The 25,952-nt window shown below is 64.4% G+C and carries 27 protein-coding genes and 1 pseudogene; 21 read left to right on the top strand and 7 right to left on the bottom strand.

Features of this window, described 5'->3' with window-relative positions; genetic code table 11:
* Positions 1–1,719 (bottom strand): 2-oxoacid:acceptor oxidoreductase subunit alpha, encoded by a 1,719-nt coding sequence (locus ACT4OC_RS04855; RefSeq protein ID WP_444837835.1) that lies wholly within the window; start codon positions 1,717–1,719, stop codon positions 1–3.
* 183 nt (positions 1,720–1,902) lie between these two features.
* Between ACT4OC_RS04855 and had the strand changes: the two genes are divergently transcribed.
* Genes had through ACT4OC_RS04910 form a run of 11 tightly spaced genes read left to right on the top strand, consistent with a single transcriptional unit; the run spans position 1,903 to position 11,518 of the window.
* Entirely contained in the window at positions 1,903–2,976 is a 1,074-nt protein-coding gene (had, locus tag ACT4OC_RS04860; protein WP_444837836.1) for a 6-hydroxycyclohex-1-ene-1-carbonyl-CoA dehydrogenase, read from the top strand.
* A gap of 10 nt (positions 2,977–2,986) precedes the next feature.
* Positions 2,987–4,132, top strand: a complete 1,146-nt coding sequence (oah, locus tag ACT4OC_RS04865; protein ID WP_444837837.1) for a 6-oxocyclohex-1-ene-1-carbonyl-CoA hydratase — start codon at positions 2,987–2,989, stop codon at positions 4,130–4,132.
* A gap of 2 nt (positions 4,133–4,134) precedes the next feature.
* Positions 4,135–4,902 (top strand): cyclohexa-1,5-dienecarbonyl-CoA hydratase, encoded by a 768-nt coding sequence (locus ACT4OC_RS04870; protein ID WP_444837838.1) that lies wholly within the window; start codon positions 4,135–4,137, stop codon positions 4,900–4,902.
* Positions 4,887–6,074, top strand: a complete 1,188-nt coding sequence (gene bcrC / locus ACT4OC_RS04875; RefSeq protein ID WP_444837839.1) for a benzoyl-CoA reductase subunit C — start codon at positions 4,887–4,889, stop codon at positions 6,072–6,074. The genes ACT4OC_RS04870 and bcrC overlap by 16 nt, the downstream gene beginning before the upstream one ends.
* Positions 6,071–7,423 (top strand): benzoyl-CoA reductase subunit B, encoded by a 1,353-nt coding sequence (gene bcrB, locus ACT4OC_RS04880; protein WP_444837840.1) that lies wholly within the window; start codon positions 6,071–6,073, stop codon positions 7,421–7,423. Before bcrC ends, bcrB begins: the two co-directional genes overlap by 4 nt.
* 10 nt (positions 7,424–7,433) lie before the next feature.
* Positions 7,434–8,765: a benzoyl-CoA reductase subunit A gene (gene bcrA, locus ACT4OC_RS04885; RefSeq protein WP_444837841.1), complete on the top strand. Its 1,332-nt coding sequence runs from the start codon at positions 7,434–7,436 to the stop codon at positions 8,763–8,765.
* Positions 8,762–9,607, top strand: coding sequence for a benzoyl-CoA reductase subunit D (gene bcrD / locus ACT4OC_RS04890; protein ID WP_444837842.1), 846 nt, complete (start codon positions 8,762–8,764; stop codon positions 9,605–9,607). Before bcrA ends, bcrD begins: the two co-directional genes overlap by 4 nt.
* Before the next feature lie 20 nt (positions 9,608–9,627).
* Positions 9,628–9,873 (top strand): YfhL family 4Fe-4S dicluster ferredoxin, encoded by a 246-nt coding sequence (locus tag ACT4OC_RS04895; RefSeq protein ID WP_444837843.1) that lies wholly within the window; start codon positions 9,628–9,630, stop codon positions 9,871–9,873.
* A gap of 46 nt (positions 9,874–9,919) precedes the next feature.
* Positions 9,920–10,423 (top strand): hemerythrin domain-containing protein, encoded by a 504-nt coding sequence (locus ACT4OC_RS04900; protein WP_444837844.1) that lies wholly within the window; start codon positions 9,920–9,922, stop codon positions 10,421–10,423.
* Between the two features lie 40 nt (positions 10,424–10,463).
* Positions 10,464–10,955, top strand: coding sequence for a GNAT family N-acetyltransferase (locus ACT4OC_RS04905; protein ID WP_444837845.1), 492 nt, complete (start codon positions 10,464–10,466; stop codon positions 10,953–10,955).
* A gap of 20 nt (positions 10,956–10,975) precedes the next feature.
* Positions 10,976–11,518 carry a GNAT family N-acetyltransferase gene (locus ACT4OC_RS04910; RefSeq protein ID WP_444837846.1) on the top strand — a complete coding sequence of 181 codons (543 nt, stop codon included), beginning with the start codon at positions 10,976–10,978 and terminating at the stop codon, positions 11,516–11,518.
* Positions 11,519–11,594: 76 nt separating this feature from the next.
* On the opposite strand, the gene ACT4OC_RS04915 is transcribed toward ACT4OC_RS04910, so the two are convergent.
* Both ACT4OC_RS04915 and ACT4OC_RS04920 read right to left on the bottom strand, forming a co-directional pair.
* On the bottom strand, positions 11,595–12,866 hold the full coding sequence (locus tag ACT4OC_RS04915) for a hypothetical protein (RefSeq protein WP_444837847.1): 1,272 nt from the start codon (positions 12,864–12,866) through the stop codon (positions 11,595–11,597).
* Positions 12,863–13,150, bottom strand: a complete 288-nt coding sequence (locus ACT4OC_RS04920) for a DUF2249 domain-containing protein (RefSeq protein ID WP_444837848.1) — start codon at positions 13,148–13,150, stop codon at positions 12,863–12,865. Before ACT4OC_RS04920 ends, ACT4OC_RS04915 begins: the two co-directional genes overlap by 4 nt.
* A gap of 97 nt (positions 13,151–13,247) precedes the next feature.
* On the opposite strand from ACT4OC_RS04920, the gene ACT4OC_RS04925 reads away from it, so the two are divergent.
* The 4 genes from ACT4OC_RS04925 to ACT4OC_RS04940 all read left to right on the top strand — a co-directional run bounded on the left by ACT4OC_RS04925 (position 13,248) and on the right by ACT4OC_RS04940 (position 15,629).
* The gene (locus tag ACT4OC_RS04925) at positions 13,248–13,727 is read left to right on the top strand and encodes a GNAT family N-acetyltransferase (protein ID WP_444837862.1); all 480 of its coding nucleotides are present in this window, start codon (positions 13,248–13,250) and stop codon (positions 13,725–13,727) included.
* Positions 13,728–13,788: 61 nt separating this feature from the next.
* On the top strand, positions 13,789–14,250 hold the full coding sequence (locus ACT4OC_RS04930) for an Rrf2 family transcriptional regulator (RefSeq protein ID WP_444837849.1): 462 nt from the start codon (positions 13,789–13,791) through the stop codon (positions 14,248–14,250).
* 202 nt (positions 14,251–14,452) lie between these two features.
* Positions 14,453–15,214, top strand: coding sequence for a Crp/Fnr family transcriptional regulator (locus tag ACT4OC_RS04935; RefSeq protein ID WP_444837850.1), 762 nt, complete (start codon positions 14,453–14,455; stop codon positions 15,212–15,214).
* A gap of 10 nt (positions 15,215–15,224) precedes the next feature.
* The gene (locus tag ACT4OC_RS04940) at positions 15,225–15,629 is read left to right on the top strand and encodes a RidA family protein (protein ID WP_444837851.1); all 405 of its coding nucleotides are present in this window, start codon (positions 15,225–15,227) and stop codon (positions 15,627–15,629) included.
* 38 nt (positions 15,630–15,667) lie between these two features.
* Here ACT4OC_RS04940 and hcrB read toward each other — a convergent pair whose 3' ends face one another.
* The 3 genes from hcrB to hcrC are packed head-to-tail and all read right to left on the bottom strand — an operon-like array spanning position 15,668 to position 19,471.
* The gene (gene hcrB, locus ACT4OC_RS04945) at positions 15,668–16,651 is read right to left on the bottom strand and encodes a 4-hydroxybenzoyl-CoA reductase subunit beta (protein ID WP_444837852.1); all 984 of its coding nucleotides are present in this window, start codon (positions 16,649–16,651) and stop codon (positions 15,668–15,670) included.
* Positions 16,648–18,984: a 4-hydroxybenzoyl-CoA reductase subunit alpha gene (hcrA, locus tag ACT4OC_RS04950; protein WP_444837853.1), complete on the bottom strand. Its 2,337-nt coding sequence runs from the start codon at positions 18,982–18,984 to the stop codon at positions 16,648–16,650. Before hcrA ends, hcrB begins: the two co-directional genes overlap by 4 nt.
* The gene (gene hcrC, locus ACT4OC_RS04955; RefSeq protein ID WP_444837854.1) at positions 18,974–19,471 is read right to left on the bottom strand and encodes a 4-hydroxybenzoyl-CoA reductase subunit gamma; all 498 of its coding nucleotides are present in this window, start codon (positions 19,469–19,471) and stop codon (positions 18,974–18,976) included. The genes hcrA and hcrC overlap by 11 nt, the downstream gene beginning before the upstream one ends.
* Positions 19,472–19,648: 177 nt before the next feature.
* Between hcrC and ACT4OC_RS04960 the strand changes: the two genes are divergently transcribed.
* The 6 genes and pseudogenes from ACT4OC_RS04960 to ACT4OC_RS04985 all read left to right on the top strand — a co-directional run bounded on the left by ACT4OC_RS04960 (position 19,649) and on the right by ACT4OC_RS04985 (position 25,027).
* Positions 19,649–21,223: a benzoate-CoA ligase family protein gene (locus ACT4OC_RS04960; protein ID WP_444837855.1), complete on the top strand. Its 1,575-nt coding sequence runs from the start codon at positions 19,649–19,651 to the stop codon at positions 21,221–21,223.
* 195 nt (positions 21,224–21,418) lie between these two features.
* The gene (locus ACT4OC_RS04965) at positions 21,419–21,823 is read left to right on the top strand and encodes a bacteriohemerythrin (protein ID WP_444837856.1); all 405 of its coding nucleotides are present in this window, start codon (positions 21,419–21,421) and stop codon (positions 21,821–21,823) included.
* Positions 21,824–21,969: 146 nt separating this feature from the next.
* Positions 21,970–22,749, top strand: a complete 780-nt coding sequence (locus tag ACT4OC_RS04970; RefSeq protein WP_444837857.1) for an enoyl-CoA hydratase/isomerase family protein — start codon at positions 21,970–21,972, stop codon at positions 22,747–22,749.
* A 22-nt stretch (positions 22,750–22,771) separates the two neighbouring features.
* A complete protein-coding gene (locus tag ACT4OC_RS04975) occupies positions 22,772–23,518 on the top strand; it encodes an SDR family NAD(P)-dependent oxidoreductase (RefSeq protein WP_444837858.1) in 747 nt (248 codons plus the stop codon).
* 49 nt (positions 23,519–23,567) lie between these two features.
* A pseudogene (locus ACT4OC_RS04980) lies at positions 23,568–24,438 on the top strand (enoyl-CoA hydratase family protein).
* 130 nt (positions 24,439–24,568) lie between these two features.
* Positions 24,569–25,027, top strand: coding sequence for a thioesterase family protein (locus tag ACT4OC_RS04985; RefSeq protein WP_444837859.1), 459 nt, complete (start codon positions 24,569–24,571; stop codon positions 25,025–25,027).
* 9 nt (positions 25,028–25,036) lie between these two features.
* Here the strand turns inward: ACT4OC_RS04985 and ACT4OC_RS04990 are convergent.
* Positions 25,037–25,952, bottom strand: a 916-nt coding sequence (locus tag ACT4OC_RS04990; RefSeq protein ID WP_444837860.1) for a DUF6537 domain-containing protein, incomplete at its 5' end; no start/stop codon positions are given.

Below are 25,952 nucleotides of genomic sequence, written 5' to 3' on the forward strand. Positions count from 1 at the left end.
TCATCTCCAGTCCATGATGGCGCGATGAATTTCGCCGGCGGTGATCGGCAGCGGCCCCGGCCGGTGGAATGCGCGGACCTGGGCCGGCAGGTCGTAATGGGCGCGCAGGTAGCGCAGGAACTGGCCGCTATGCGTCTGCTCGACGATCAGGACCCGTTTGACCCCGTCGAGGGCCGCGGCGAGCCGCTCCGGCTGCACCGGCGCCAGCAGGCGCGGCGCGATCACGCGGACGCCTGTTCCGTCTGCGGCAGCGCGTCCGACCGCTTCTCGCGCAGCGCCGGTGAGCGAGCCCCATGTGATGATCGCGAGGTCGCCGCTTCCTTCAACGCTCGCCCAGTGGTCGCCGAAATTGAAGCGATCGAGCTTGTCGCGCCGCTTGTCGAGCTGGGCCAGATGGTCATTGGCCCCGCTGGTCGGGATGCCGCGCTCGGTATGGGTCAGCCCGTCTGCCGTATACTGGCCGCCCGGCATCCCCGGAAGTGCCATCGCCGAAACGCCGCCGGGGGCCAGCGCATAACGCTTGTAGGCGCCGGTTATCCCGGCCGCGGTCGCGCGTGCGCCGATGAACGCCACGTCGGCAGGGCGCTCGATGGCTGCCCGTGCCTGTCCCATGAACTGATCGGAGAGGACGATAGCCGGCGCCTGCAGCGTTTCGGCGAGATAGGTCGCCCATTGAGTAGTGAAGAGACAATCGGCGACCGACTGGGGCGCCAGCACGAGATGGGGCGCATCGCCGTGCAGGCCGTAAATGGCGATATTCAGATCGGTTTGCTCGGATTTCGTGGGAATACCCGTCGATGGACCGCCTCGCATCACGTCAACGACCACGATCGGGATTTCGGAGGCGGTTGCCAGGCCAATGGCTTCGATCATCAGCGAGAGGCCGGGACCCGAGGTCGCCGTCAATGCCGGCGTGCCGCCGTAGGATGAGCCGATGATCATGTTGATCGCAGCGAGTTCGTCCTCGGCCTGCAGCAGGATCCCGCCTACTTTGGCAAGGCTCGGCGATAGCCATTCGAGGATTTCGGTTGCCGGGGTAATCGGATATGCGGCGGCGAAACGAATGCCGCCCCGGATGGCTCCGAGCGCCGTAGCTTCGTTGCCCGAAAGCAGCCATCGGCGCGCTTTGCTGGGAACGGGCGCGGCGAGCTGCGCATCGAACTTGATGCCGGCGGCGGCGGCATAACCGGCCTTGATTCCGGCACGGCTGGCCTCAATGGCCGCAGCGCCCTTGCCGCCAAGCTGCTTTTCGACCAGGACGAACACCTGTTCGACCGTAAAGCCCAGCAGTCGGCTGGCGATGCCGAGCGCGATCATGTTGGGTCGCCCGCCCGAAATGGACTTGGCGATTTCCTTCATCTCGACTTCCACGACGCGGGCTCCGGACTGCGTCACCATCGGCGGCGGCTCGCCGCCGCGGGGATCGCTGATCACCAGTGTCTGCGGACCTGCCTTGATCTCGGCGCCGAAACGGTGCGCGTTCAGCCAGTCGATGCCGATGATCAGATCGAACTGATCCGGCAGACAATCGACGGGATGCACGGCCAGCCGCAGCAGGCCCGCCGCCTCGCCGCCGCGAATCTGCGGGCCGAGGGTACGCGTGAATAGTCCGTGCCAACCCGCGGAACTGGCGACTTCGAGCAGCAAATTCACCGTGGTAAGGGCGCCGGCGCCGCCACTGCCGACGATCGCGACCGAGATGCTTGGCGAAGCTGCCATGGCGATTGCCTCCTGGTCTGGGCTCTTTCCCGGCCCAATATGTATTTAAGTACTAGAATACGTTTTTTTGCTCCGCCTTGCCTTCAGTCAAGGCGCCGCCGCGGTTGTTGATCGGAGAATGCGGACAAAGGCGGCGCGTTTCGAGCGACGGACGCAAGCCCCCAAGAAGCGGAGGACATCGGGATGAGCGCCAAGCCAGTACGCTGGGTGATGACGGGCACGGGCAAGCCCCTGGTCCCGGCCGAATTCGAACTCGCGGCTCCCGCTGCCGACGAAGTCGTGGTCGAAATCGCCGGCTGCGGCGTCTGCCATACCGATCTCGGCTACTACTACGACGGCGTGCGCACCAAGCACCAGCTGCCTCTGGCGCTCGGCCACGAGATCAGCGGCCGCGTCATCGAGGCGGGCGCCGACGCGCTCTTCTACGTCGACAGGGCGGTGATCGTTCCTGCGGTGATCCCGTGCGGCAAATGCGACGCCTGCCGGCGCGGCAAGGCGACGATCTGCCCGAACCAGAAGATGCCGGGCAACGATATTCATGGCGGCTTCGCCACTCATATCACGGTGCCGGCGCACGGTCTCTGCGTCGTCGATGAACGGCGCCTCGCGGCGGTCGGAATCGAGCTTGCCGACCTCTCCGTGATCGCCGACGCCGTGACCACGCCTTATCAGGCAGTCGTGCAGGCGGGGGTCAAGAAGGGCGATCTCGTCGTCGTCAACGGCGTCGGCGGCGTCGGCGGCTACGCCGCCCAGATCGCCGCCGCGCTCGGCGGGGTCGTCATCGCGCTTGATGTCAACGAGGACAAGCTCGCCGCCATTGCCGGCCCCGGCATCGCGCTGACGCTGAACGCGAGGCAGATGACGCCGCGCGACATCAAGGCGACGATCCAGGACTACGCGAAGCGGCACGGCCTGCCGCAGACCGAGTGGATCATCTTCGAATGTTCCGGCACGCGCGCCGGCCAGGAAACCGCATTCAGCCTGATCAACCACGGTGCGACCCTCGCCGTCGTCGGTTTCACCATGGACAAGGTGGAAATCCGGCTGTCGAACCTGATGGCATTCCACGCGCGCGCGATCGGCAACTGGGGTTGCCCGCCCGATCTCTATCCGGCCGCCCTCGAGCTGGTCATGGACGGACGCATCAAGGTCGGCCAGTTCGTCGAAAAGCATCCGCTCGGAGAGATCAATCAGGTGTTTGAGGCGGCGCATACGGGCGCCCTGAAGCGCCGCGCCGTACTCGTTCCCCAACTGTGAGGATCATTCCATGACCGCAACCGTCGCCCGTGTCATTGCCGCGCAGAATGGCGAAGCCAAGGATCACGATCTCGTCGCCGATGCAGTGCGCGAAACCGTTTCCAGGAACGTGCACTACGAGAAGCGCCCGGTGAAGGGCATCGACGGCAAGCCGGTGCCCGGACTGTTCAACGCGTGGATCACGCTCGACAATCAGGGCCAGTTCAACTCCTACACGACTGACATGGTGAAGGCGACGATCCTGGCGTTTCGCGCCGCGAGCGCGGCGCGCGACGTCGTGGCGGTAGTCTTCACCGGCGCCGGCGACAAGGCGTTCTGCACCGGCGGCAACACCAAGGAATATGCCGAGTATTACGCCGGCAATCCGCAGGAGTACCGCGGCTACATGCGGCTGTTCAACGACATGGTCTCGGCCATCCTCGGCTGCGACAAGCCGGTGGTCTGCCGGGTCAACGGCATGCGTATCGGCGGCGGCCAGGAGATCGGCATGGCCTGCGACTTCTCGATCGCGCAGGATCTCGCCCGTTTCGGCCAGGCCGGACCGAAGCACGGCTCGGCGCCGATCGGCGGGGCGACCGATTTCCTGCCCTATATGATCGGCTGCGAGCAGGCGATGGTGTCGGGCCTCCTCTGCGAGCCGTTCTCGGCACACAAGGCCTATCGTCTCGGCATCGTCAGCGAGATCGTTCCTGCTCTGAAGATCGACGGAGAATTCGTCGCCAATCCGACGGTCGTCACCGATCAATTCCTCGACGAGTATGGCCGCATCGTCCACGGCGAGTTCAAGTCCGGTTCAGCGGCGGCCGAAGGGCAGGCGCTGCTGAAGCGCGGCACCATCGACCTCAGCCTGCTCGATGAGCGGGTCGAGGCGCTCTGCACCAAGCTGCTCTACACGTTCCCGGAATGCACGACCAAGACGGTCGAGGAGTTGCGCAAGCCGAAGCTCAACGCCTGGAACAGCAACAAGGAGAACGCGCGCGACTGGCTGGCGCTGAACATGATGACCGAAGCGCGCGCCGGCTTCCGCGCCTTCAACGAGGGCACCCGCGAAACCGGCAGGGAGATCGACTTCGTCGCGCTGCGCCGGGCGCTGGCGGCGAACGCGCCGTGGACCGACGAGCTCACCGAAAGCATTCAGCCGCGCGCGAGGGCATAGAGGTGACCGGGCCGCTCAAGACATGGTTCGAGGCCGATGGCCGGCTGCTGCGGCTGCGGCTCAACCGACCCAAGGCCAACCTGATCGACGCCGCGATGATCGCGGCGCTCGATGCGGCGCTGGCGCGGCACAGCGGCAATGACCGGCTCGGCGCGGTCCTGCTCGATGCCGAAGGACCGCATTTCAGCTTCGGCGCCAGCGTCGAGGAGCATATGCCGGAGCATTGCGCGGCGATGCTCGCGGGGCTGCACGGCCTCGTCGCGCGCATGATCGAATTCCCGGTGCCGCTGCTGGTCGCCGTGCGCGGCCAGTGTCTCGGCGGCGGGCTGGAAGTCGCCCTGGCTGGGCATCTGCTGTTCGTAGCTCCCGATGCGACGCTGGGCCAGCCCGAGATGAAGCTCGGCGTGTTCGCGCCGGCGGCGAGCTGCCTGCTGCCCGAGCTGATCGGTCCGCAGCGCGCGCTGGATCTCCTGGTTTCCGGCCGCAGCGTCACCGGCACCGAAGCGGCGGCCATGGGCATCGCGTGTGACGCGGCCGCCGATCCCGAGCACGCCGCGCTTGCCTATTTCGAGGAGCACCTGAGGCCAAAGAGCGCAAGCTCCCTGCGCTACGCCGTCAAAGCCGCGCGGCTCGATTACGTCGCCCGCGTCAAGGACAAGATCCGCGCCGTCGAACGGCTCTATCTCGAGGAACTGATGGCCACCCACGATGCCGTGGCTGGCCTCGAGGCATTCATCGCAAAGAGGCCGCCGCAATGGCTACATCGCTGAACCCCTCGGCTACGGCCGATATCGTCGCACGCGCCAGCGCGCTGTTTGAGGATCTCTCCTTTACGGCTGCCCGTGAGTGGAAGGCGGCCGACGATAGCCGCAAGGTGGTCGGCTACATGCCGATCTACGTGCCGCGCGAGATCATTCATGCCGCCGGCATGCTGCCGCTCGGCATTGTCGGCGGCGGCGACCAGCTCGAGGTGATCCATGGCGACGCCTATTACCAGAGCTACATCTGTCGCATTCCGCGCTCGACCATCGAGCTCGGCGTGTCGGGCCGGCTGGATTTCGTCGACGGCATGCTGTTCCCGTCGATCTGCGACGTTATCCGAAATCTGTCGGGCATGTGGAAGCTGATGTTCCCGAAGGTCTATTCGCGCTACTTCGACGTGCCGCAGAACTATCGCGACGATATCGGCGGAAATTTCTACGTCAACGAACTCGCCGAGCTGCGCCACGACCTCGGCGAACTCCGCGGCAAGCCGATCACCGACGATGAGCTGCGCGCCTCGATCGCGGTCTATAACGAGAACCGCAGGCTGATTCGCGAGCTCTACGGCCTTCGCGCGGAACGGCCCTGGCAGGCGCCCGCCGCCGAGGTCTATCTGATGGTGCGCGCCGGTCTCCTGGTGCCGGTCGAGGAGCACAGCGATCTGCTGCGCGACTACCTTGCCGCCGTGCGCGCGGAAGAGCGGCCGGTGCGCGACAACTGCCGCGTCGTGCTCACCGGCATGTTCTGCGAGCAGCCGCCGCTCAACCTCATCAAGTCGCTGGAACTGTCCGGCTGCTACGTGGTGGACGACGATCTGCTGTTGGTCACGCGCTGGCTGACCGGTGACGTCGCGGTCGAAGGCGATCCGCTGCGCAATCTTTCGAACGCCTTCCTGCATCATTCCGAGTCGACCGCGGCCAAGTACGAGCCGAACCAGAAGGAGAAGGGGCAGCACCTCGTCCGTGCGGTGAAACGCACCGGCGCGGAGGGCGTGATCTTCGCCGCCCCGAGTTTCTGCGATCCGGCCCTGCTGGAGCGGCCGATGCTGCAGCACGTGCTGAAGGAAGCGGGCATCCCCTACATCGCGTTCAAATACGCGGAGAATTCAGGGCAGATGCAGCCGATCCGCGAGCAGGCTGGCACCTTCGCCGATTCGATCAAACTATGGAGCGCAGCATGACGACGGCCAGGAGCGCGACGCCCAAGGCGGAAGTGAAGCCGGCAGTGAAGGCGGCTGCAAGAGCGCCGGCAAAGGAGGTCATCAAGGATGCCTCCATGCTGAAGCAGAAGGAGATGATGGCGGCGCATTACGACCGCCTGACCAGCGCGCCCGAGACGGGCGCCAAGGTGGCAGCCACCTTCGTCCCCGGCAATCTCAACGAGCTGGTGATGTGCTTCGACCTCGTCAACAACCTGCCCGAGGTCAACGCCATCCAGAGCGGCTTGCGCCGCGTCAGCGGCAGCTACGTGCTGGAGGCGGAGAAGATCGGCCACTCCGAGGACGTCTGCACCTATGTGAAGTCCGATATCGGCATGATGGCCAAGGGCAACATCGCGCCCAATGGCAAGAAGTTTCCCAATCCCGACGTGCTGCTGCTCTCCTACACCGGCTGCTTCACCTTCATGAAGTGGTTCGAGCTGCTGCGCGAGCAATACAAGTGCGAGACCATCATGCTGCACACGCCCTACATGGGCGACGGCAAGATCACCAAGGGCATGATCGACTACATGGTCAAGCAGCTGCGCGAGGAGGTGATCCCGACGCTGGAACGCGTTTCCGGCGTGAAATTCGACATCGACCGGCTGCGCGAGAACCTGAAGAGATCCAGCAAGGCCGAGGACGATCTCGTGCGCGTGCTGCAGAGCGCCAAGGCCAAGCCGTCGCCGATCGACGCCTATTTCGGCGGCATCTACTACATCGGGCCGATCTTCGGCGCCTTCCGCGGCACCCAGGACGCGATCGACTACTACCGCTTCCTGCGCGAGGAAGTCGAGGATCGCCTGGCCAAGGGGCAGGGCCCCGTCACGCCCGACGGCGACATGGGTAAGGAAAAGTATCGCCTGGTGGTGGAAGGGCCGCCCAACTACACGAGCTTCCGGCAATTCTGGAAGATGTTCTACGACGAAGGTGCCGTTGTCGTCGCCTCCAGCTACACCAAGGTCGGCGGCGTCTACGACTTCGGCTTCCGCCACGATCCCAATAATCCGCTGGAGACGCTCGCCGAATATTGCCTCGGCGTGTACACCAACCGCAGCCTGCCGATGCGGATCGACATGCTGGTGAACTACATCAACGAGTACGAGGCGGACGGGCTTCTGATCAACTCGATCAAGAGCTGCAACAGCTTTTCGGCCGGGCAGCTGCTGATGATGCGGGAAGTGGAGAAGCGTACCGGCAAGCCTGCGGCCTTTGTCGAATCGGACCTGGTGGATCCGCGCTACTTCTCGGCGGCCAACATCAAGAACCGCCTCGAGAGCTACTTCCAGATGATCGATCAGAAGCGCTCGGGCGCCAACGCGGCGGCTTGAGGAGGAACGCATGAAGACATTCGTCGGTATCGATCTCGGCTCGACAACGACCAAGGCGGTCCTGCTCGATGAAGACCGCAATGCCATCGGCCATGGCATCACGAACTCGCGCTCCAACTACGCAACGGCCGCGCGCGTGGCGAGCCAGGAGGCCCGCGTCGACGCCCAGTTCACTCTTTTTCGCCGGGCGCTGACCGACGCCAACGGCCTGATCGAGCTCGACACGTTCCTCGGAGCGCTGGAGCGGGCCTTCCGTCTCGAGCAGTTTCTGGAGCAGCTCGACGATCTCGAGCAGACCTGTGTCGGACAGGTCCAGGGCGAGCGTTTTGCCAAGGTCGGGTCCGGCGTGAAGAGCTCGCTTGGCGAGGTGTTCAAGCGGCTTCGCCAGGAAGCGCCGGAACTCTACGCGCCGGGTGCCAAGCGCAAGTCGGATTTCTTCCGGGACATCGCGGGATCGCGTTACCACAGCCATGCCGAGGAGGTCGCGCGCGAGGCGGGGCTGCCCTATGACCTCCTGCTCAACGTCTATGACAAATCGATTATCGAGGTGGAGAACAGGCCGCCGGCAGGTGAGCTGAGCGAGAAATTCCGCCGCGCCCTCGGGCGCGTGCTGAAATCGGAGCCGTCGGTCAAATCGGCAGCCGACGACATCCAGAAGATGATCGAGAGGGCGCTCGCCGTGGAGCTGGAGGAAACTTACCTGGTCGGCACCGGCTACGGCCGGGTTACGCTGCCGTTCTCCAAGGAGCACATCCGCTCGGAAATCCTCTGCCACGGCCTCGGTGCCCATTTGATGTATCCGCAAACGCGCACCGTGCTCGATATCGGCGGCCAGGACACCAAGGGTATCCAGATCGATACCGCCGGCATCGTCGAAAACTTCCAGATGAACGATCGCTGCGCCGCGGGTTGCGGCCGCTATCTCGGCTATATCGCCGACGAGATGAACATGGGTCTGCATGAGCTCGGTCCGCTGGCGATGCAGTCGGACAAGCCGGCGCGCATCAACTCGACCTGCACCGTGTTCGCCGGCGCCGAGCTGCGCGACCGGCTTTCGCTCGGCGAGAAGCGCGAGGACATCCTGGCCGGCCTGCACCGCGCCATCATCCTGCGCGCGATCTCGATCATCTCGCGCTCGGGCGGCATCACCAATGAGTTCACCTTCACTGGCGGCGTCGCCAAGAACGAGGCCGCCGTGCGCGAACTGCGCAAGGTGATCAAGGAGAACTACGGAGACGTGGTCATCAATATCAATCCGGACTCGATCTATACCGGCGCACTCGGCGCCGCCGAGTTCGCGCGCCGGGCGCATCTGGGACAGGCGGACGGGAGCGAGCAATGACGGTCGCAGCGGGCATCGATATCGGCACCAGCACGATCAAGGCGGCGCTGTTCAAGGTCGAGAACGGCGAGGAAGTCTGGCTCTCGCGCCATCTGATGCGCATCCGGCAGCGCGATCCGCTGGAGCTGGCGCGCGTCGTCTATGACGCCGTGCTCGAAGACGCGAAGATGCGCCCCGACGACGTCGACTATGTCGCGACCACGGGCGAGGGCGAAAGCGTGCCGTTTCACACCGGCCATTTCTACTCGATGACCACCCACGCCCGCGGCGCTATCCATCTCGATCCCGAGTCGCGGGCGGCGCTCGACATCGGCGCCCTGCATGGCCGCGCGATCCTGATCGACCAGCGTGGCAAGGTCTTGAGCTACAAGATGACCAGCCAGTGTGCGTCAGGCTCCGGACAGTTCCTGGAAAACATCGCGCGCTATCTCGGCATCGCGCAGGAGGAGATCGGATCGCTCTCCTGCCAGGGCAAGAATCCCGAGGTCGTCAGCAGCATCTGCGCGGTGCTGGCGGAGACCGACGTCATCAACATGGTCTCGCGCGGTATCTCGACGCCGGACATCCTGAAAGGCATCCATCTGTCGATGGCAGCGCGGCTGTCGAAACTCCTGAAATCGATCGGCGCGCGCGATGGCGTGGTCATGGTCACCGGCGGGCTTGCGCTCGATAGCGGCCTGATTGCGGCGCTCGAGGAGGATATCTCGCACATCAAGGACATGTCGATTGCGGTCCGCAGCCATCCGGAGTCGATCTATGCGGGCGCGATCGGGGCCGCACTCTGGGGTGCGTTCCGCCATGAAAAGCTCGCGGCAGGCAGCCGCGTTTCCAGGGCCGCATGACAGCGTAGGGAGATGACGCAATGGCACTGATGATCAACGAGGCCTGCACGGCTTGCGACGCCTGCGAGCCGGTGTGCCCGAACCAGGCGATTTCTGCCGGCGATCCGATCTACGTGATCGATCCCATGAAGTGCACGGAATGCGTCGGCGCCGAGGACGAGCCGCAATGCAAGCTGGTTTGTCCGGCGGATTGCATCCTGCCCAATCCGGACTGGGAGGAATCGAAGGACGATCTGCTCGTCAAGTACGAGCAGCTGCATGGCTGACGGTCGGCCGGTCCCGGCCGGACCGCATCGTCTTGAGGGATACCCGATGAGCTACTCCAACCGAATCAGCCAGGCCCTGCATGATGAGCACGGCGCGACGGTCGCCCTGATGGAGCGGCTGGAGCAGATGCTGGCGCGGGGACGGCGCGGCGGGCCTCCCGACATGGCCAACGGCAATGTCGCGCGGCTATTGTCCGACCTTTCGGCCGGCATGGAGGCGGAGATCGAACGCCACTTCGCGTTCGAGGAGGATCACATCTTCACCTATCTGGAGGCCGCCGGCGATGCCGGCATCGGCGAGCACCTGACCGGCGAGCACGCCGCCATTCGCCCGATCGGCACACGCGTTGCGGAGATCGCGCGCACTGCGGCGGCCAACGGGTTCGCGCCGGCCGAGTGGGAAGAATTCAAGCATCTGGCCCAGGATCTCAGCGACCGCATGCTTGCCCACGTCCAGAAAGAGGAAATGGCGCTGCTCCCGGTGATCGAGGAGAGCATGGATGCCGAAACCGAGGCGCGGCTCTATCAGGAATACGTCGAGAATGCATGAGACATTTGCGTGAAGGGCTTTGCACCGAGGGAGCTTTCGCATGGGTAACGCCGCCTTGAAAATCGAAACTGGAGTACGGCGGCTGCGTCCGGCCGATCTCGAGCAGGTGATCGCCATCGATTCGCATCACTTCGGTGAACCGCGCCGCGCGTTCTTCGAGAAACGGCTGGCTCAGGCCAGAAAGCATCCGGAGGATTACGTACAGGTTGGCGTCGACCGAAACGGCGTATTGGCCGGCTTTGCCTTCGCCCGCATACTGCGCGGTGAATATGGCCGCGACCGGGCCATCGCCACGCTCGACGCCGTCGGGGTCATGGTCAGCAGCCGGGAGCAGGGCCTCGGCCATGCCCTGATGGACGGCCTCGCCGGCGAGTTGCGCGAGGCGGGCGTGCAGTCAGTGCAATCGCAGGCCGGCTGGACCAACCATGCCCTGCTGCGCTTCTTCGATGCCTGCGGCTTCAACCTGGCGCCGCGCCTGGTGCTCGAACGGTCGGCCCTGACGCCGCTCCCCGAAACTGCCGTTGGCGATTGAAACAGGATTGGAAGGAGCACATGGCCCAAAGCACCGAAGCCATCTTCATCCCTCATCATGTGGACGAGGCATTCGAGGTCAGCTACGCCGAGGCCGCACCGGACTTTGGACCGCTTGCGCGCGACCGGATACCGGTTCGTTCGATGGCCGCAGGCGACCTGGTTGCCCTGGTAGAGATCGACTCCCGGATCACCGGTCGCAAACGGGTCAAGTATTTCGAACGCAAGCTCCAGGATGCGTTGAGTGAATCCGACGTGCGCGTGTCTCTCGTCGCCGAGCTTGACGGCGTGGCGGTCGGTTTCATCATGGCTCGCGTGGACCTCGGCGAATTCGGTCGTGTCGATACCACGGCGGTGCTGGACACCATCGGTGTTCATCCCGACTACCAGCACAGGGGCGTCGGGCAAGCCCTGATCTCGCAATTGCTGATGAATTTGGGCACGCTGCGGGTTGAGAACCTGCGAACTGAGGTCGACTGGAACGACAGGGTGTTGCTCGGCTATCTCGATCGATGCGGCTTTCGTCCCTCGCAACAGCTGTGTTTTGATCGATCCCTGGGCTGATCGCTGTCGTTTGACAAAGCGAGCTGACGGTTTGCCACCCGGCCCGGCGCCCGATGTCGGCCTTTGTCGAATTTGGCTAGCTCGCTGGCACGATCCTCCGAATGACGTCGGCTGTGAACCAGGCGAAGGCGACTGCGCCGATCAACCCAACCGCGCCGCCCACGCGCGCCAGCGTGGCGTCGCCGAGCAGAATTGCGGCCAATAGCAACGTCAACGCCAGGCCATGGCAGACCGCATGGACCTTCAGCGATCGCGCATTGGCAAGCTCGGAAACGATGGCAGTGCCGCCACTGGCCTGCGGCGGTGCGAACATCGAAGCGAGGAAGGGCATGATGCGCTGAAGGATCGCGAGCAGAAAGGTGAGCAGCCATCCGAACAGCAGCAGGAAGCCGAACAGGGTGCCTCCACCGCGGCCTGCATAGCCGTACATCGCGGCAAGGCCGGCAAACAGCGTAACCGGCAGCATGATCCAGGCTGCCCGTACGAGGATGAATGAGAGTCCGAGCCGCTTGCGCATCCCGGTGCTGAGCACGCGCTGCATCAGCCAGAGATGCGTACCGGCTGCGGCGAGACCGCCGAGCAGGGCGAGGGTCAGAAGACTTCGGCTGCCGGCAAGCGCACCCAGCGCGCCGAGAATGACCGCGGTCGAGGCCGCCGCAAAGCCGGCGTAACTCGGCTGTTTCGGCGGCGCGGACGCCAACGCGAACATCGGTATCAAGACGTGGCTGAAGCCAAGAGCGAGCAACCCCATGAACCCGAAGCCGCCGAGGATCATGTGAGCAAGCGCGACCGCGCCATGATCCGGCAGGAAGGCCGCTTCCTCGTTGAACGACAGGACAACCCCTAATGCGATCACCAGAACCAGCATCACCAGCGCCGCCCAGCCATAGGCGCCGACTACGGCAAGACTGCCCGCGCGGCGCAGGTTGTCTGCGAGCAGGGCGCAGAACAGCAGCAGGCCGACCGCGGTGGCTGCGGAGGCCGGAATCAGCAGATTCGTCTGCGCCGCATGCATGCCGACAATCAGCACCGTGAATCCCGGCACGGTCAGCCAGAAGATCAGTTTGATTGGCCAGACCGCGTGCAGCGTGCGCCGCGTTGCAACAGGCAGAAGCTGGACCGAAGCGCCAATTGCGGCGGTCGTCAGCACCCCAAGCGTCAACAGATGCACGGAGGCGAGCGCAGGCCCAAGACCGCCCCGGAAACCCACCGCTTCGCTCGCTCCGATAATCAGCTCCATCCACATCATGACATGGAACGCGGCAGCGGCGGCAAAAAAGCGGAAGGGGATCGAGCGCGGCAACAAACGGCTCTTGGCGCCACCGAGAAAGCCTGCCGCGATATTCATGCGCCCCACCGCTCCATGCGGAGCGTGACGCTGTCCTCGCAATCCGGACTGCCGCAGGAGGACGCCATGAGCTCGTGGCTCCATCCCCTGTCATCGAGCTCCGGGTAGAGGAAGATCGGCTCGCGATCGAGGTGGGCGACCAGAACGGTATCAGCCTCACCGCCGTCGATCGCCCGCAGAATTGCGATCATCGGTTCCGGCGGTTCAAGGCCACGGACATCAATGTGGACGACGTCGTCTGCTCGCCACGTCCGGGATTGCTCCTCTGGTCGAGCGCAGGTCATGCCGACACCTCACTAACGGCTTTTATCGATAAATCAGTACCACAATACTTGATTATGCGCTATGAATTTAGGGTCAGGAGAACCGCGAAGCGTGAAAATGCAGGAAGCCACGAGGGCCAGCCCGGCTGTCCGGGTCCGTCGCGTCAAAGCTGCCGACGTTGCGGATGTGATCGCGCTGGATAACCGCGTGACCAGAATAGCCAAAGCCGAGTACTGGAACGATATTTTCAGCCGATACGGCAAGCAGCGAAGCGACGAGCGGTTCTTCCTGGTCGCCGAGAGCGGCGCGGACCGGTCAGGCTCCGGCCTTCTTGGCTTCATTATCGGCGAAATCCGCGCCTGGGAATTCGGCTCCTCCCCTTGCGGCTGGGTATTTGCCTTGTCGGTCGAGCCGAAGATGCGCCAGCACGGAATCGGCAGCGCCCTGCTCGAGGCGATCGCCGGTGAGTTCAAGAAGGCGGGCGTCACCAAGATGCGGACGATGGTGGCAAGGGACGGTCATCTGCCTCTGCTCTTTTTCCGCAGTGAAGGCATGATCGCCGGGCCCTACACCCAGCTCGAGAAGGATCTCGAGTGAATCCGCTGGCGCACAACCGGAGTTTCTCACGGGCTCACACGCCGGCGGTGCGGCCATGAGATTGCAGGTTTCGACGCGGCTTGCCATCTTCGCGGTGCTGGAACTGACGGCGCGCGAGGGCCGACAGCTTTCGGTCGCCGACATCGGCGAGAAGTACGGTGTCTCCAGTCATCACCTGGCGAAGGTCATGCACGTGATGGGCCGTGCAGGACTAGTCCGCTCGGTCCGTGGCGCCGGCGGTGGATATCAGTTTGTCGGCAGCGCGCGGCGAACAACCCTCCTGGACGTGGCGCAGCTATTCGAAGACCTGAATGCCGTTGAGCAGGGCGCAGCTGCCGGCAACGCCACGCGCGAAGAGCAGACCCTGAGCGATATCCTCGGCGAGATCGACGATGTCGCGCGCGCAACGCTGGGATCGATAACCGTTGCGACGATGCGAAAGCTGGTCGACCGCCCCTCCGCGGACAACGGCCAGGCCGGGAAGACCGGCTCGTCTCGCCGAAGAAGCACATCGGAGTCCTGACTCCCGACAGGCAACGTTCCCGGGGCAGTCGGCCAATGCGCTACGCGTTGAACGCCGAAATCCAGCGTTGATGCAAATAGGATGCAGAAGCGATGAGCGAACTGTGCATTGCAGCACAAAGATCGTTCCCGCAATTTGATCCGGATCAACGAAGAGCGGCCAATGAGTCTCCCCAATGCTGAAGAGGGTTGGAGACATGGCAATGCCTTCGAAGCTGACGGCTGGCGATCTGCAAGTCATCAACCGCGTTGCGGTGTTCAGAGGGCTGAAGCCTGAGACCGTTCAGCACATCATCGCGCCGGCGACCGCGGCCATGTTGCGGCCGCACGAAATGATCATGAGGCAGGAGGATCCCGCCACGGCATTCTTCATCGTGATCGATGGTTGGATGAAGATTTCACGCAGCACCCAATCGGGCGGCGAAACCGTCATCGACATGATGAGGAAGGGCGACAGTTTTGCCGAAGCAGCCGCATTCTGCGGCGGCCGATACATCGCGTCCGCGGAATCAGTCAGCGTGGCGCGTGTCGCGCGCATTCCGGCTGATCATCTCGTCCGATGCATTCGGCAAAGTCCGGATATCGCGTTGGCGATGATCGCGTCGGCTTCGCAGCGCATGCATTATCTGGTGCAGCAGGTCGAGCAGCTCAAGGCCCAGAGCGGCGTGCAGCGGGTCGCGGAATTCCTGGCGTCGCTGTCGCTGGCGGAGCAAGGGCGCTGCGCGCTCGCGTTGCCATACGACAAGATCCTGATAGCCGGCCGGCTCGGCCTCACGCCGGAATCGCTGTCGCGCGCCTTCGCCAAGCTGAGGGGGGTGGGGGTCACGATCAACGCCTCGCAGGTCAACGTCAAGGACATCGTCGAACTGCGCCGGATCGCGTCGGACGATCGCACCGCGGTGCGCGGCACCCTCCGGCCGGTTCGTTGTGCGCGGCGTACCGCGGAAGCTTCGGCTCGATCATGAGGGCTCTGCAATGTCGAGGATGGTTCTCCAGCCGCCCGGCTGGCTGGCGCCGATCGGTTACGCCAACGGCGTCAGCGTAGCGGCGGGACGCATCGTCTTCGTTGCCGGGCAGGTGGGATGGAATGCCGAGCAGAAGTTCGAAAGCGAGGACCTCGTTCCGCAATTCAGGCAGGCACTGGAAAACATTGTCGCCGTTCTTGCGGAAGCCGGAGGCAGGCCAAGCGACATCTGCCGAATGACCGCTTTCTGCATCGACAAGCCCGCCTATCTCGCGAGCCGGCGCGAACTTGGCCGCATCTGGAAATCGCTGATGGGAGATCATTATCCGGCGATGAGCATGATCTTCGTTGCGGATCTGCTGGATACGCCGGCCAAGATCGAGCTGGAGGCAACCGCTGTGGTTTCTGTGCCGTAGGGTGCCCGCGCGCTCGGACTGTTTCGAGTCTCGAAAGTTCAAACCGAGCTTGCGGGCCGAAGTGTCGTGATCAACCGCTTCGCCAGTGCAGCGGCTGCGAGCCGGCGATAGTTTGCCGACGCGAGCGTGGTACGCATGGGTTGAACCTGTCTCTGCACCAGCCGATCCACCTCGCGCAACAGCTCGTCGTCGATGGGCCGGCCCGAAAAGGCTTCGGTGCCCGCGAGGAGGAACGGCCGCGAATTAGTGCCGGTCAGAGCCAGGCGAAGAGATGCGATGCTGTCTCCGCAAGTCGCGAGCGCTACCGCCACGCCTGCCAGCGGAAAATCGATGGCGGCGCGGGTGCGTATCTTTGCGTAAGCGGATGGAGGCGGGTCTGCCGGCAGACGCACCGCGGTGATGAGCTCGCCGTCGGCCAAGGCGAGATGCGCCTTGCCGTCCTCGATATAGAGCTGGCTGAGGAAGATCCGGCGCTTGCCTCGTACGCTCGAAATGTCGATCTCGGCGCCGAGTGCGAGCAAGGCCGGCGCAAGGTCGCCGCAGTAGGCGGCGTGGCATCGTTGTCCCTGCGGAGCGACATGACAGGTGTCTCCATGGCGCTTCAGACAATAGGCGTTTGCGCTGCGCCACCATTCACTTTGATTGTAGTAGATGCAGCGCGTGTCGAGGCACAGGTTGCCTCCGACGGTTCCCATGTTGCGATGACCGGGTGCCGCGATGGCTGCGGCCGCCTGCGCCAGCGCGCGATAGCGGGCAGTGATGACGTCGTGCGCGGCGAGAGCGGCGATGGTCACGCCCGCACCGATCGTGATGCCGTCATCGCCGACCTGGATTGCAGCCAATTCGTCGATGCCGGAGAGATCGATCAGCAGGTCCGGCTCGTGGATGCCGCGGCGCATGTTGACCAGCAAGTCGGTTCCGCCGGCAACGAAGCGGCTGTTCGGATGACCGTCGCAGGCGGCGATCGCCTCACTCACAGTGCGAGGTGCGGCCAATCGGAACATCGGCAGCACGGTGCTCATGATGCCACCTTGCGGGTGGCGGCAAGCCGCGCGCGCCGCCGGCGTTCGATCAGTGCATCCATGACCCGATCGGGTGTCGCCGGCAGTTCGTTGAGATCGATGCCGATCGCGTTGGCGACGGCGTTGACCAGCGCCGGCGCAAAGCCGGCCAGCGCGCCTTCGCTCGCCTCCTTGGCCCCCAACGGTCCATAGGGATCATGGCTTTCGACGATGTGCGTCTCGATCGACGGAGAATCCATGATGGTCGGCATGCGGTATTCGAGCATGCTGGCGTGAGCCGGCAGGCCGTCGAGATATCTGGTTTCCTCGCAGAGGGCCTGACCCATGCCCATCCAGACCGATCCCTGCATCTGTCCTTCGACAGCGAGCGGATTGATGGCGCGGCCGCAGTCGAGCGCCACCCAGACCTTTTCGACGGTGACGAGGCCCGTCGCCTCGTCGACGCTGACTTCAACGACCTCTGCTGCATAGCTGAAGCCCATGGTGGAGCCGACCGCGCCGCCGCGGTGCTTGCCGCCCTGGGCCTCCGGCGGGCAAGTGAACGCCCCCTTGACCGTGATAGCGCCTTCATCGACCAGCGCGGCCGCCACGACCTCGGCGAATGGCAATTTCGACTGGTTGCCGGAGCCCACGCAAAAGGTCCCCTTGGCGCATTCGACGTCTTCGGGGCGGGCTTCGAGCTTCCGCGCCGCGGTGGCAATGAGCAGCGCCTTCAGCTTGCGGGCGGCGTCGATCGCCGCGTTGCCAACCATGAACGTGATGCGCGACGAGTAAGCGCCGTTGTCCTTGGGGGTGATGGCCGTGTCGGCGGCGATGACGCGCACCCGATCGAGCGAAATATCCAGCGTCTCGGCCACTGCGATCGCGACCATGGTGGACGAGCCCTGACCGATATCGGCGGCGCCGGTGAGCGCCGTCACCCCGCCATCGAAGTCTAGCTTGAGATGGACCACCGCATGCGGCTCGCCGGTGAAATGGATCGGCTTGGCCGCGCCGCTGACATAATGCGAGCAGGCCATCCCGAGGCCCTTGCCGGGAGGCAATTTTCCGATGCGTTCCTTCCAACGGCTCGCTTGCTCGACGCGATCGAGGCATTCGGCAAGACCATAGCTGTTGATCATCAGGTCATTGAGGGTGCGGGTCGGCGCGCGCAGCAGATTGGCGCGACGAACCGCGAACGGATCCAGCCCGAGCTCCCGTGCCATGCGGTCGACCAGGCATTCGAACGCGTGGCGGGTGTCGACCGAACCGTGTCCGCGCATGGCGCCGCAGGGCGGCAGATTGGTGTAGACGCGGTATCCGTCATACTTGACGGCGGGTATGTCGTAGATGCCGTGCAACAGCGAACCGGCATAGAGAATGGTGATGATGCCGTAACCGGCGTAAGCGCCGCCCCGTTGCACGACCGTCAATTCCGCTGCGGTCATGCGCCCCTGCCTGGTCATCCCCAGCTTAAGCCGGATATCGGTATGGGGACGGGCGCGGTGGGTGATGAAGGTCTCTTCGCGGCTGAGCTTCATCAACACCTTACCGGCAGCGGCACGGGCGAGCAGTGCGGTGACGATCTCGAAGTTCAGCGCTTCGACGCGGGCGCCGAAGCCGCCGCCGATGAAGGGCTTGATCACCCTGATCTGCGACGTGTCCATGTCGAGACATCGCGCCAGCATCAGGTGCAGGTAGTAGCCGACCTGTGACACGGTTTGCACGGTGAGACGGCCGCTCAGCGGATCGAATTCGGCCAGGCTTGCATGCGGCTCGATCTGCGCATGGTTGATCTCGGCACAGGAGAACGTCTCTTTGCGCACGAGATCGGCGGCGGCAAAGCCGAGCTCGACGTCGCCGAATTGATGATGGACCTCGCGCTCGACATTGCCCGGTTTGTTGTCGTGCAGCAGCACCGCGTCCTCGGTCCGGGCGGCCTCGGAATCGTAATAGGCGGGGAACTCCCCGATCTTCAGATCGATCAATCCAAGGGCACGTTCGGCGGTCTGCGCATCGATTGCCGCGACCGCAGCCACCGGCTCACCGCGATAACGCACGCGTCCTCGCGCCAACGGATACTCGTTCATGGCAATGGGAAGCACGCCATAGGTGAACGGACAATCATCGCCGGTGATCACCGCGATGACACCCTCGAGCGCGCGCGCCCTCGACACATCGAGCGCAACAATCTCACCGTGGCTCACGGGGCTGCGCAGGATGCGCCCGACGAGGGCATCGGCGTGATCGAGATCGGCGGTGTAGCGCGCCCGTCCGGTGACCTTCTCGATGCCGTCGATTAGGGGAACGCCGCGGCGAGTGGAGCTGCGGGCGGTGGCGGCGTCAGCGGTCATGAGATGCCTCCGAGGCGGCCTGCACGGACTCGATGATCTTCACGTAGCCCGTGCAGCGGCAGAGATTTCCCGACAGCGCTGCACGTATGTCGTCGTCGGTCGGCGCCGGATTCCGGCGCAGCAGCGCTTCCGACGCCATGATCATGCCCGGCGTGCAGAAGCCGCATTGCGCGCCGAGTTTCTCGTGAAACGCCTGCTGCAGGCGGCTGAGGCGCCCCTGCGTTGCGAGTGCCTCGATCGTCTCCACGCTGCGTCCTTCGCAGCGTACCGCAAGCGTGATGCAGGAAAGGATCGCCTCGCCGTCCACCAGCACGGTGCATGCGCCGCATTCGCCGCCATCACAGCCGGTCTTCGTTCCCGTGAGATGCACGACCTCGCGCAGATAGTCGACCAGGAAATCCGTCTCGGACACGGCGTCCTCGCGCCACCGTCCGTTCAGCCTCAATCTGAGAAGGCGCTTCTTCGGCTCTGACCCGGGTGCATGCATCGTGGGACCTCTGATCGAGAACGGGAGGTTGCGCCGCCCGCCATCGCGCTTCCATGACAAAAATCAAGATCGCATCGCGACGACGGCGCGGCGTTCGCTTCGACCTGACTGAAGTCAAGGAACTGCTTTCGCCTGCCGGGCTAGGCTTGAACAACGATCAAATACCGGGCGACGCCCATGACAGCGCTTCGCGACTACAATGCCGCGGTCGACTTCGTCGATCGTCATGTTGCGGAAGGTCGCGGCGACAAGGTCGCCTTCATCGATCCGTCGCGAAATCTGACCTATGGCGAACTGCGGGATTCGGCGGCGCGTATCGGCCCGATGCTGGCGCGCATGGGCATCGAGCCGGAAAGCAGGATCGCGCTGGTTCTTCTCGACACCGTCGACTTTCCCATCCTGTTCTGGGGAGCCATCCGCGCCGGCGTCATCCCGGTCCTCGTCAACACGCGTCTGACGGTGGACCAGTATCGTTACCTTTTTGAGGATTCTCGCTCCAAGGCGGTTTTCGTTTCGGCGGCCCTGTTGCCGGATGTCCAGGAAGCAGCCAGCGATCTGCCGGGTCTAAAGGGAATAGTCGTGGTCGGCGGCGGGCCGGCATCGTTGCCGCGGCTGGACTCGCTTCTTGCCGCCGAGAATGAAGGTTCGGCGCCTGCCAGGACAGTGGCCGATGAGGTCGCCTACTGGCTGTATTCGTCAGGCACGACCGGAATGCCGAAGGGCGTCATGCACGTGCACTCGAGCCCGAGAATCATGGCGCAGAGCGCGGGCCAGCAGCGCATCGGCTATCGCGAGAAAGACGTGGTCTTCTCCGCCGCCAAGCTGTTCTTCGCCTACGGTCTCGGCAACGCCATGATCTGTCCGATGTGGGTAGGGGCAACGTCGGTGTTCTACCCCGAGAGGCCGACGCCGCAGACCGTGTTCGAGATGCTGCGGGCCTATCAGCCGACCATGTTCTTTGCCGTGCCGACACTTTACGCGGCCATTCTTGCCGATTCCGAATGCAAGCCGGAGAACATGTCGGATCAGCTGCGGCTCTGCTTTTCGGCCGGTGAGCCGCTGCCCGCACATGTCGGAACATCCTGGAAGCAACGGTTCGGCCTCGACATCGTCAATGGAGTCGGCTCGACGGAGATAGGCCATCTGTTCCTGACCAATCTTCCCGACGCGGTCGAATACGGAACGTCGGGCGTGCCGGTCGACGGTTTCAAGCTCAGGCTGGTTGACGAAAATTCGCAGGACGTCGCCGACAACGAGATGGGCGAGCTGCTCGTCAAGGGCGAGTCATCTGCCGCCGGGTACTGGAATCAGCGTGAGAAGTCGCGCCGCACCTTCATGGGCGAATGGACCCGCACCGGCGACAAGTATAAACGGCGGCCGGACGGGGTGTACACCTACTGCGGACGTACCGATGACATGTTCAAGGTCAGCGGAATCTGGGTGTCTCCGTTCGAGATCGAGGACGCCCTGACAACCCATCCGGGCGTCCTCGAAGCCGCCGTCGTGCCCGCCGAGGACGACAACAATCTGATCAAGCCGAAGGCCTTCGTGGTGCTAAGGGAAGGCTGGGATCAGGACGTCGGCCGGGCGCTGTATGAAGAGCTCAAGGTGCATGTGAAGCGCAGCATCGGGCCGTGGAAGTATCCGCGCTGGATCGAGTTCGTGGACAGTCTGCCGAAGACCGCAACCGGGAAGATCCAGCGTTTCATGCTGCGCGACCACAATGGAATGGCCAACGGCGGCGACAGGTAACGCCGACGACGGTCGGCGGGCTTGACCGGGGGTCGAATTGTCCTTGATGCGCGAAGCCGGCGATTGCAGCGGCTCTGCACGACCGGCCGTTGACTTCGGTCAAAGACCGCGCGGTAGCCGGCCGATTATCCTTCCGCCAATGGCCGCCACTTGCCGCTCGTCGATACTGACGAACTCGTATTGAGGAGAATGGTCATGATCCTGGTGCCGTGGAGGGACGACTACAGTGTCGGAGCCAAGTCCGTTGACGATGAGCACAGGGCGCTCGTCGATCGGATCAACCGGCTCTATGACCAGCTGATGGTGGAGGAGGATCCGCAGGCCGTTGCGATGTTCTTCGGGGGGTTGATCAACGCGATCACCGAGCATTTCGTCCGGGAGGAGCGCTACATGCGCGAGCGTGGCTTCGACTTGCTCCCGGAACATCGAGAGGACTACGAGCGGCTGCTCGACGATATCAGGACCTTGATCGCCGAATTCGATCGGAACGAGGAAGAGCGGCGGAACGATCTCGCGACGCGCCTCGATGACTGGCTCTCGGATCATTTCGATACCCATGACGCGCGTCTCGACGAAGTGCCCCGTCGGCGTACGAACTGAGCGGGCGCTGATATGACGGCCGCGCTGGAAACCGTTGGACTTGAGAAGCGGTTTGACCAGCTGCCTGTCGCGCGGCAGCTTTCGTTGCGGATCGAAACGGGCGCGCGTCGCGCGCTGGTGCCGCAGAGCAGTCCGGGAACGCTCGGGTGCTGACGGAGATCACCATGTTCCGCACCTCGGTGGCCGGTCAGATCGCAACGCTGACCTTGAGCTCGCCCCCCGTCAACGCACTGAGCGATGCCTGGATATCGGGACTGTCGCGGGAGATTGCGCGAATCGAAGCGCGGGATGACTGGAAGGTGTTGCACCTTCGTTCCGATCAGAAAGTATTCTGTGCCGGCGCCGACCTCAAGGAGATGCGCGTCCGCTTCGAGGCAGCCGACGGTCCCGACCGCACTTACGCCTACGTCGCCTCGATCCAGCGTCTTTATGCGCGCATCGAGGCGTTGCCGCAGGTCACGCTCGCCGAAATCGGAGGCGCCGCTCTCGGCGGCGGCTTCGAGCTCGCGCTCGCCTGTGACCTGCGCATCGCTGCCGCCGAAGCGAAGCTCGGCCTGCCCGAGGTGCAACTCGGCTTGATTCCCGGCGGCGGCGGCACGCAGCGGCTGACCCGGCTTGTCGGCCGCGGTCTTGCCAATCGATTGATACTCGGTGCGGAAGCCGTCGACGGGGTTACGGCCGAGCGCCTCGGCCTCGTGCAATGGGCTTTTCCGCGAGCAGAGCTGGCGGACCGCGTGATCGAGATCGCCAGCCGCATCGCCGCCCTGCCGTCAGCTGCGCTCGCGGCGGCAGAGCGTTGCATGGCATCCGCGGCGGTACCCGGCCGCGGCGGATATGGCGACGAACTGGAATTGACACGCGAGTTTCAGACCGACGCCGAGACGCGTCAGCGCGTCAGCGCTTTCATCGCCGGCGCGCGGGTCTGACCAACGGCAGGAGGAGGACGACATGGAGTTCGAGGGCAAGATTGCACTGGTGACCGGCGGCGCGTCGGGCATCGGCAAGGCGACCGTCATGGAGCTGGCGCGCAACGGCGCACGGGTGATTTGCGCTGATATCAACGAGTCGGCGGGCCGGGCGCTCGCCGAGGAAGCGCGCCGCTGCAATCTCGACGTCGAGTATGAGCCGATCGACCTCACCGACAGCGCATCGGTGCGCCGCTGCGCGGCGGCCGTCACCGGGCGGCATCCCAGGATCGACATTCTGGTCAATGCTGCCGGATTCAGCGCGGTCCATCCCTTCGTCGAAACACCGCCCGATTACCTCGACAGGGTCATCGCCGGCAATCTGACCGGCTCGCTGCACCTCACTCAAGCGCTGCTGCCGTCGATCATCGCCGCCGGCAACGCCCATATCGTCAACGTGGCGAGCGACGCCGGACGTGTCGGTTCGACCGGCGAGACGGCCTATGCGGCGGCGAAGGGCGGCATGATCGCTTTCACCAAATCGCTCGCCCGCGAAGTTGCGAGGCAGGGTGTTTGCGTCAACTGCGTGTGTCCGGGGCCGACCGACACGCCGTTGCTCGATACCCGTTCCGACAAGCTCAAGGATGCCTTCGTTCGGGCCATCGCCTTCCGGCGGCTTGGCAAGCCGCAGGAGATTGCCGACGCCATCCTGTTCTTCGCCGGGCCGAAGTCGAGCTACGTGACGGCTCAGGTGCTGAGCGTCAGCGGCGGTCTCACCTTCGCCGGCTGAAGGAGATTTGCCGCCCGCCATCGACTCTTCTCAGCTCATCTAGACAAGGATGCCCCGCATTACCGCACTGGCAACAGCCGCCCGCTTCAACCCCGTCGGGCTCGACTATTCGAACTTCGCGCCGCGGCATTTCCAGTGGCATCGGGACGGCAAGGTCGCGACGATCACCCTCAACCGGCCGGAGCGCAAGAATCCGTTGACGCTCGAGTCCTACGCCGAGCTGCGCGACACGTTCCGCAATCTGGCCTACTGCAGCGACATAACCAACATCGTCATCACGGGGGCCGGCGGCAATTTCTGCTCCGGCGGCGACGTGCACGAGATCATCGGCCCGCTGGTCGAGATGCAGCGCAAGGACGACATGGCGGGGCTGCTCGCCTTCACCCGCATGACCGGCGACCTGGTCAAGGCGATGCGGGCCTGCCCGCAGCCGATCGTGGCCGCCATCGACGGCATTTGCGCCGGCGCCGGCGATCCTGGCGATGGCCTCCGACTTGCGCTTCGGCACCGCGCGCAGCAAGGTGGCCTTCCTGTTCGTGCGCGTCGGCCTTGCCGGCGCCGACATGGGCGCATGCAACATGCTTCCCCGCATCATCGGCGCGGGCCGTGCGTCAGAGCTGCTGTACACGGGCCGCGCCATGGACGGCGCCGAGGCCGAACGCTGGGGCTTCTACAACAAGATCTCCGAGCCCGACGCCGTGCTGGCAGAGGCGCAGGCGATGGCGAGGACGCTTTCCGAAGGGCCGACGTTTGCCAACGCCATGACCAAGTAATGCATCCACCAGGAATGGAACATGGGCGTCGATGAGGCCATCGAGGCCGAAGCCCAGGCGCAGGCGATCTGCATGCAGACAAGGGATTATGAGCGCGCATACGAGGCGTTCGTCGCCAGGCAGAAGCCGGTATTCATGGGCAACTGAGTGCGGCGCTTGCGCTGCCCTGGATCAAGTCAGGCCATGCCGAATCGCGCTACACGATGGGCGCGCGGGCGGGGGAATCGATCCTTGATCCGTGCACGGGCGAGAGGAGCCCTGGACGGAGGTCATCGATATGGGCGAACGGCGCGACATCGAAGGCATCGAGGCGGCGGTCGGGCGCGCCTTCGAGCAAATGATCCCGTTCAATCGCGTGCTTGGGCTGCGGATCGAATCGCTCGATACCGAAGCGCCGCGACTGAGGTTCGACATGCGGCCGGAACTGGTCGGAAATCCCGTGCGCCAGATCCTGCATGGCGGCGTGATTTCGGCGACCCTCGACGTGGTCGGCGGCCTCGCCATTGCCCTTGCGTCGCTCGCCGCCAAGCCCGACTTGTCGACCGTGGCGCAATTCCCCAACATCGGCACGATCGACCTGCGCGTCGATTACCTGCGGCCGGGCCGCGGCAAGTATTTTGTGGCCACCGGCCGGGTCGTCAGACTCGGTGGCCGTGTTGCCGTGGTTCACATGGAGCTCGTCAACGACACCGGCGAGCAGATTGCGACCGGCTCGGCGGCCTATATCGTCGATTGAACGAGGAGTTCAGCCAGCCTGCAGCACGGGACTGTCTTGCATGCCGGCATCCACTCGCTCGCCGCCGTTCAGGGTGTCCAATCGGGTGATCTCCGCGCGGAGCGCCGCGCCATCCTCGTCTTTCCCGGCCGCGGCAATGAGACCCGTCAGCTGCGCGGCCGCCGATGGATGATGCAGTTTCCCGGACATGAAAGTGGTTATCGCCCGATACTTTGCATGTCCCCGCTCGCAGGTGTCGCCATATCCCTTGACGAGGTTGCGCAAGCGGGCGAATTCGGTCGCGAGGGAGACGTCGATGCCGGCCGCGCGGCGGACGGCTTCCAGCCATTCATCCAGGAAGCGCATCTCGCGTTGATGGCGCAGCGAGCCGCGCCGGAACGCCTTGAGCGAAGCAAGGCCATAGAGCAGCAGGAATCCGCGCAAGGAGGTCGTGCGCACCTTGCGTCCGCGTGACGTGAGTCGCATCAACAGCGCCTTGACAGTCCTGTTGCGCAGCATCCAGCGCCCGAGCGCTGCCGGCATGGTATCGGCGATCTCTTCGAGGCGGGGGTGCATGAATTCAACAATCTCGATGACCTGGCCGGGATGGGCGCCGATTTCCGCGTGGACGCGCTCGAAACGGGTGCCGCGGATCTTCAGTTCGGCGACCCGCACGGGATCTTCATAGGTCATTCCCAAAGCAAGCTGCCGGGCGAGCTCCGCAAGGAGTTGCTGTCCGGCATCTCCCACGGATTCGGCAAGAGCGATGAACGGCTTGAGCCGCTCGACATACTCCCTTGCGTAGGTTTCGTCTTGATAGTCTGCCGCGCGCCTTGCCCCCATCGTCACCAGCGTCCGTGCCTCGCCATTCAGACCTGCCGGCAGGACCGGAGCCGGCTCGCCGCGTGCCGGATCCGGTCCCTGGCCCGCCGCCACGTCCGTGACC

Origin of the sequence: Bradyrhizobium sp., assembly GCF_052389815.1 — a bacterium.
Classification (GTDB): Bacteria; Pseudomonadota; Alphaproteobacteria; order Rhizobiales; family Xanthobacteraceae; genus Bradyrhizobium.

Bases quoted from the DNA above. Each gene is read 5' to 3' on its own strand.
- ACT4OC_RS04910 (WP_444837846.1), top strand. From the start codon at position 10,976: ATGGCCCAAAGCACCGAAGCCATCTTCATCCCTCATCATGTGGACGAG.
- ACT4OC_RS04925 (WP_444837862.1), top strand. From the start codon at position 13,248: ATGCAGGAAGCCACGAGGGCCAGCCCGGCTGTCCGGGTCCGTCGCGTC.
- ACT4OC_RS04895 (WP_444837843.1), top strand. From the start codon at position 9,628: ATGGCACTGATGATCAACGAGGCCTGCACGGCTTGCGACGCCTGCGAG.
- ACT4OC_RS04920 (WP_444837848.1), bottom strand. From the start codon at position 13,150: ATGACCTGCGCTCGACCAGAGGAGCAATCCCGGACGTGGCGAGCAGAC.
- bcrB (WP_444837840.1), top strand. From the start codon at position 6,071: ATGACGACGGCCAGGAGCGCGACGCCCAAGGCGGAAGTGAAGCCGGCA.
- bcrC (WP_444837839.1), top strand. From the start codon at position 4,887: ATGGCTACATCGCTGAACCCCTCGGCTACGGCCGATATCGTCGCACGC.
- ACT4OC_RS04905 (WP_444837845.1), top strand. From the start codon at position 10,464: ATGGGTAACGCCGCCTTGAAAATCGAAACTGGAGTACGGCGGCTGCGT.
- ACT4OC_RS04965 (WP_444837856.1), top strand. From the start codon at position 21,419: ATGATCCTGGTGCCGTGGAGGGACGACTACAGTGTCGGAGCCAAGTCC.
- hcrB (WP_444837852.1), bottom strand. From the start codon at position 16,651: ATGAGCACCGTGCTGCCGATGTTCCGATTGGCCGCACCTCGCACTGTG.
- had (WP_444837836.1), top strand. From the start codon at position 1,903: ATGAGCGCCAAGCCAGTACGCTGGGTGATGACGGGCACGGGCAAGCCC.
- oah (WP_444837837.1), top strand. From the start codon at position 2,987: ATGACCGCAACCGTCGCCCGTGTCATTGCCGCGCAGAATGGCGAAGCC.
- hcrA (WP_444837853.1), bottom strand. From the start codon at position 18,984: ATGACCGCTGACGCCGCCACCGCCCGCAGCTCCACTCGCCGCGGCGTT.
- ACT4OC_RS04935 (WP_444837850.1), top strand. From the start codon at position 14,453: ATGCCTTCGAAGCTGACGGCTGGCGATCTGCAAGTCATCAACCGCGTT.
- ACT4OC_RS04915 (WP_444837847.1), bottom strand. From the start codon at position 12,866: ATGAATATCGCGGCAGGCTTTCTCGGTGGCGCCAAGAGCCGTTTGTTG.
- hcrC (WP_444837854.1), bottom strand. From the start codon at position 19,471: ATGCATGCACCCGGGTCAGAGCCGAAGAAGCGCCTTCTCAGATTGAGG.
- ACT4OC_RS04900 (WP_444837844.1), top strand. From the start codon at position 9,920: ATGAGCTACTCCAACCGAATCAGCCAGGCCCTGCATGATGAGCACGGC.
- bcrA (WP_444837841.1), top strand. From the start codon at position 7,434: ATGAAGACATTCGTCGGTATCGATCTCGGCTCGACAACGACCAAGGCG.
- bcrD (WP_444837842.1), top strand. From the start codon at position 8,762: ATGACGGTCGCAGCGGGCATCGATATCGGCACCAGCACGATCAAGGCG.
- ACT4OC_RS04855 (WP_444837835.1), bottom strand. From the start codon at position 1,719: ATGGCAGCTTCGCCAAGCATCTCGGTCGCGATCGTCGGCAGTGGCGGC.
- ACT4OC_RS04960 (WP_444837855.1), top strand. From the start codon at position 19,649: ATGACAGCGCTTCGCGACTACAATGCCGCGGTCGACTTCGTCGATCGT.
- ACT4OC_RS04975 (WP_444837858.1), top strand. From the start codon at position 22,772: ATGGAGTTCGAGGGCAAGATTGCACTGGTGACCGGCGGCGCGTCGGGC.
- ACT4OC_RS04940 (WP_444837851.1), top strand. From the start codon at position 15,225: ATGTCGAGGATGGTTCTCCAGCCGCCCGGCTGGCTGGCGCCGATCGGT.
- ACT4OC_RS04985 (WP_444837859.1), top strand. From the start codon at position 24,569: ATGGGCGAACGGCGCGACATCGAAGGCATCGAGGCGGCGGTCGGGCGC.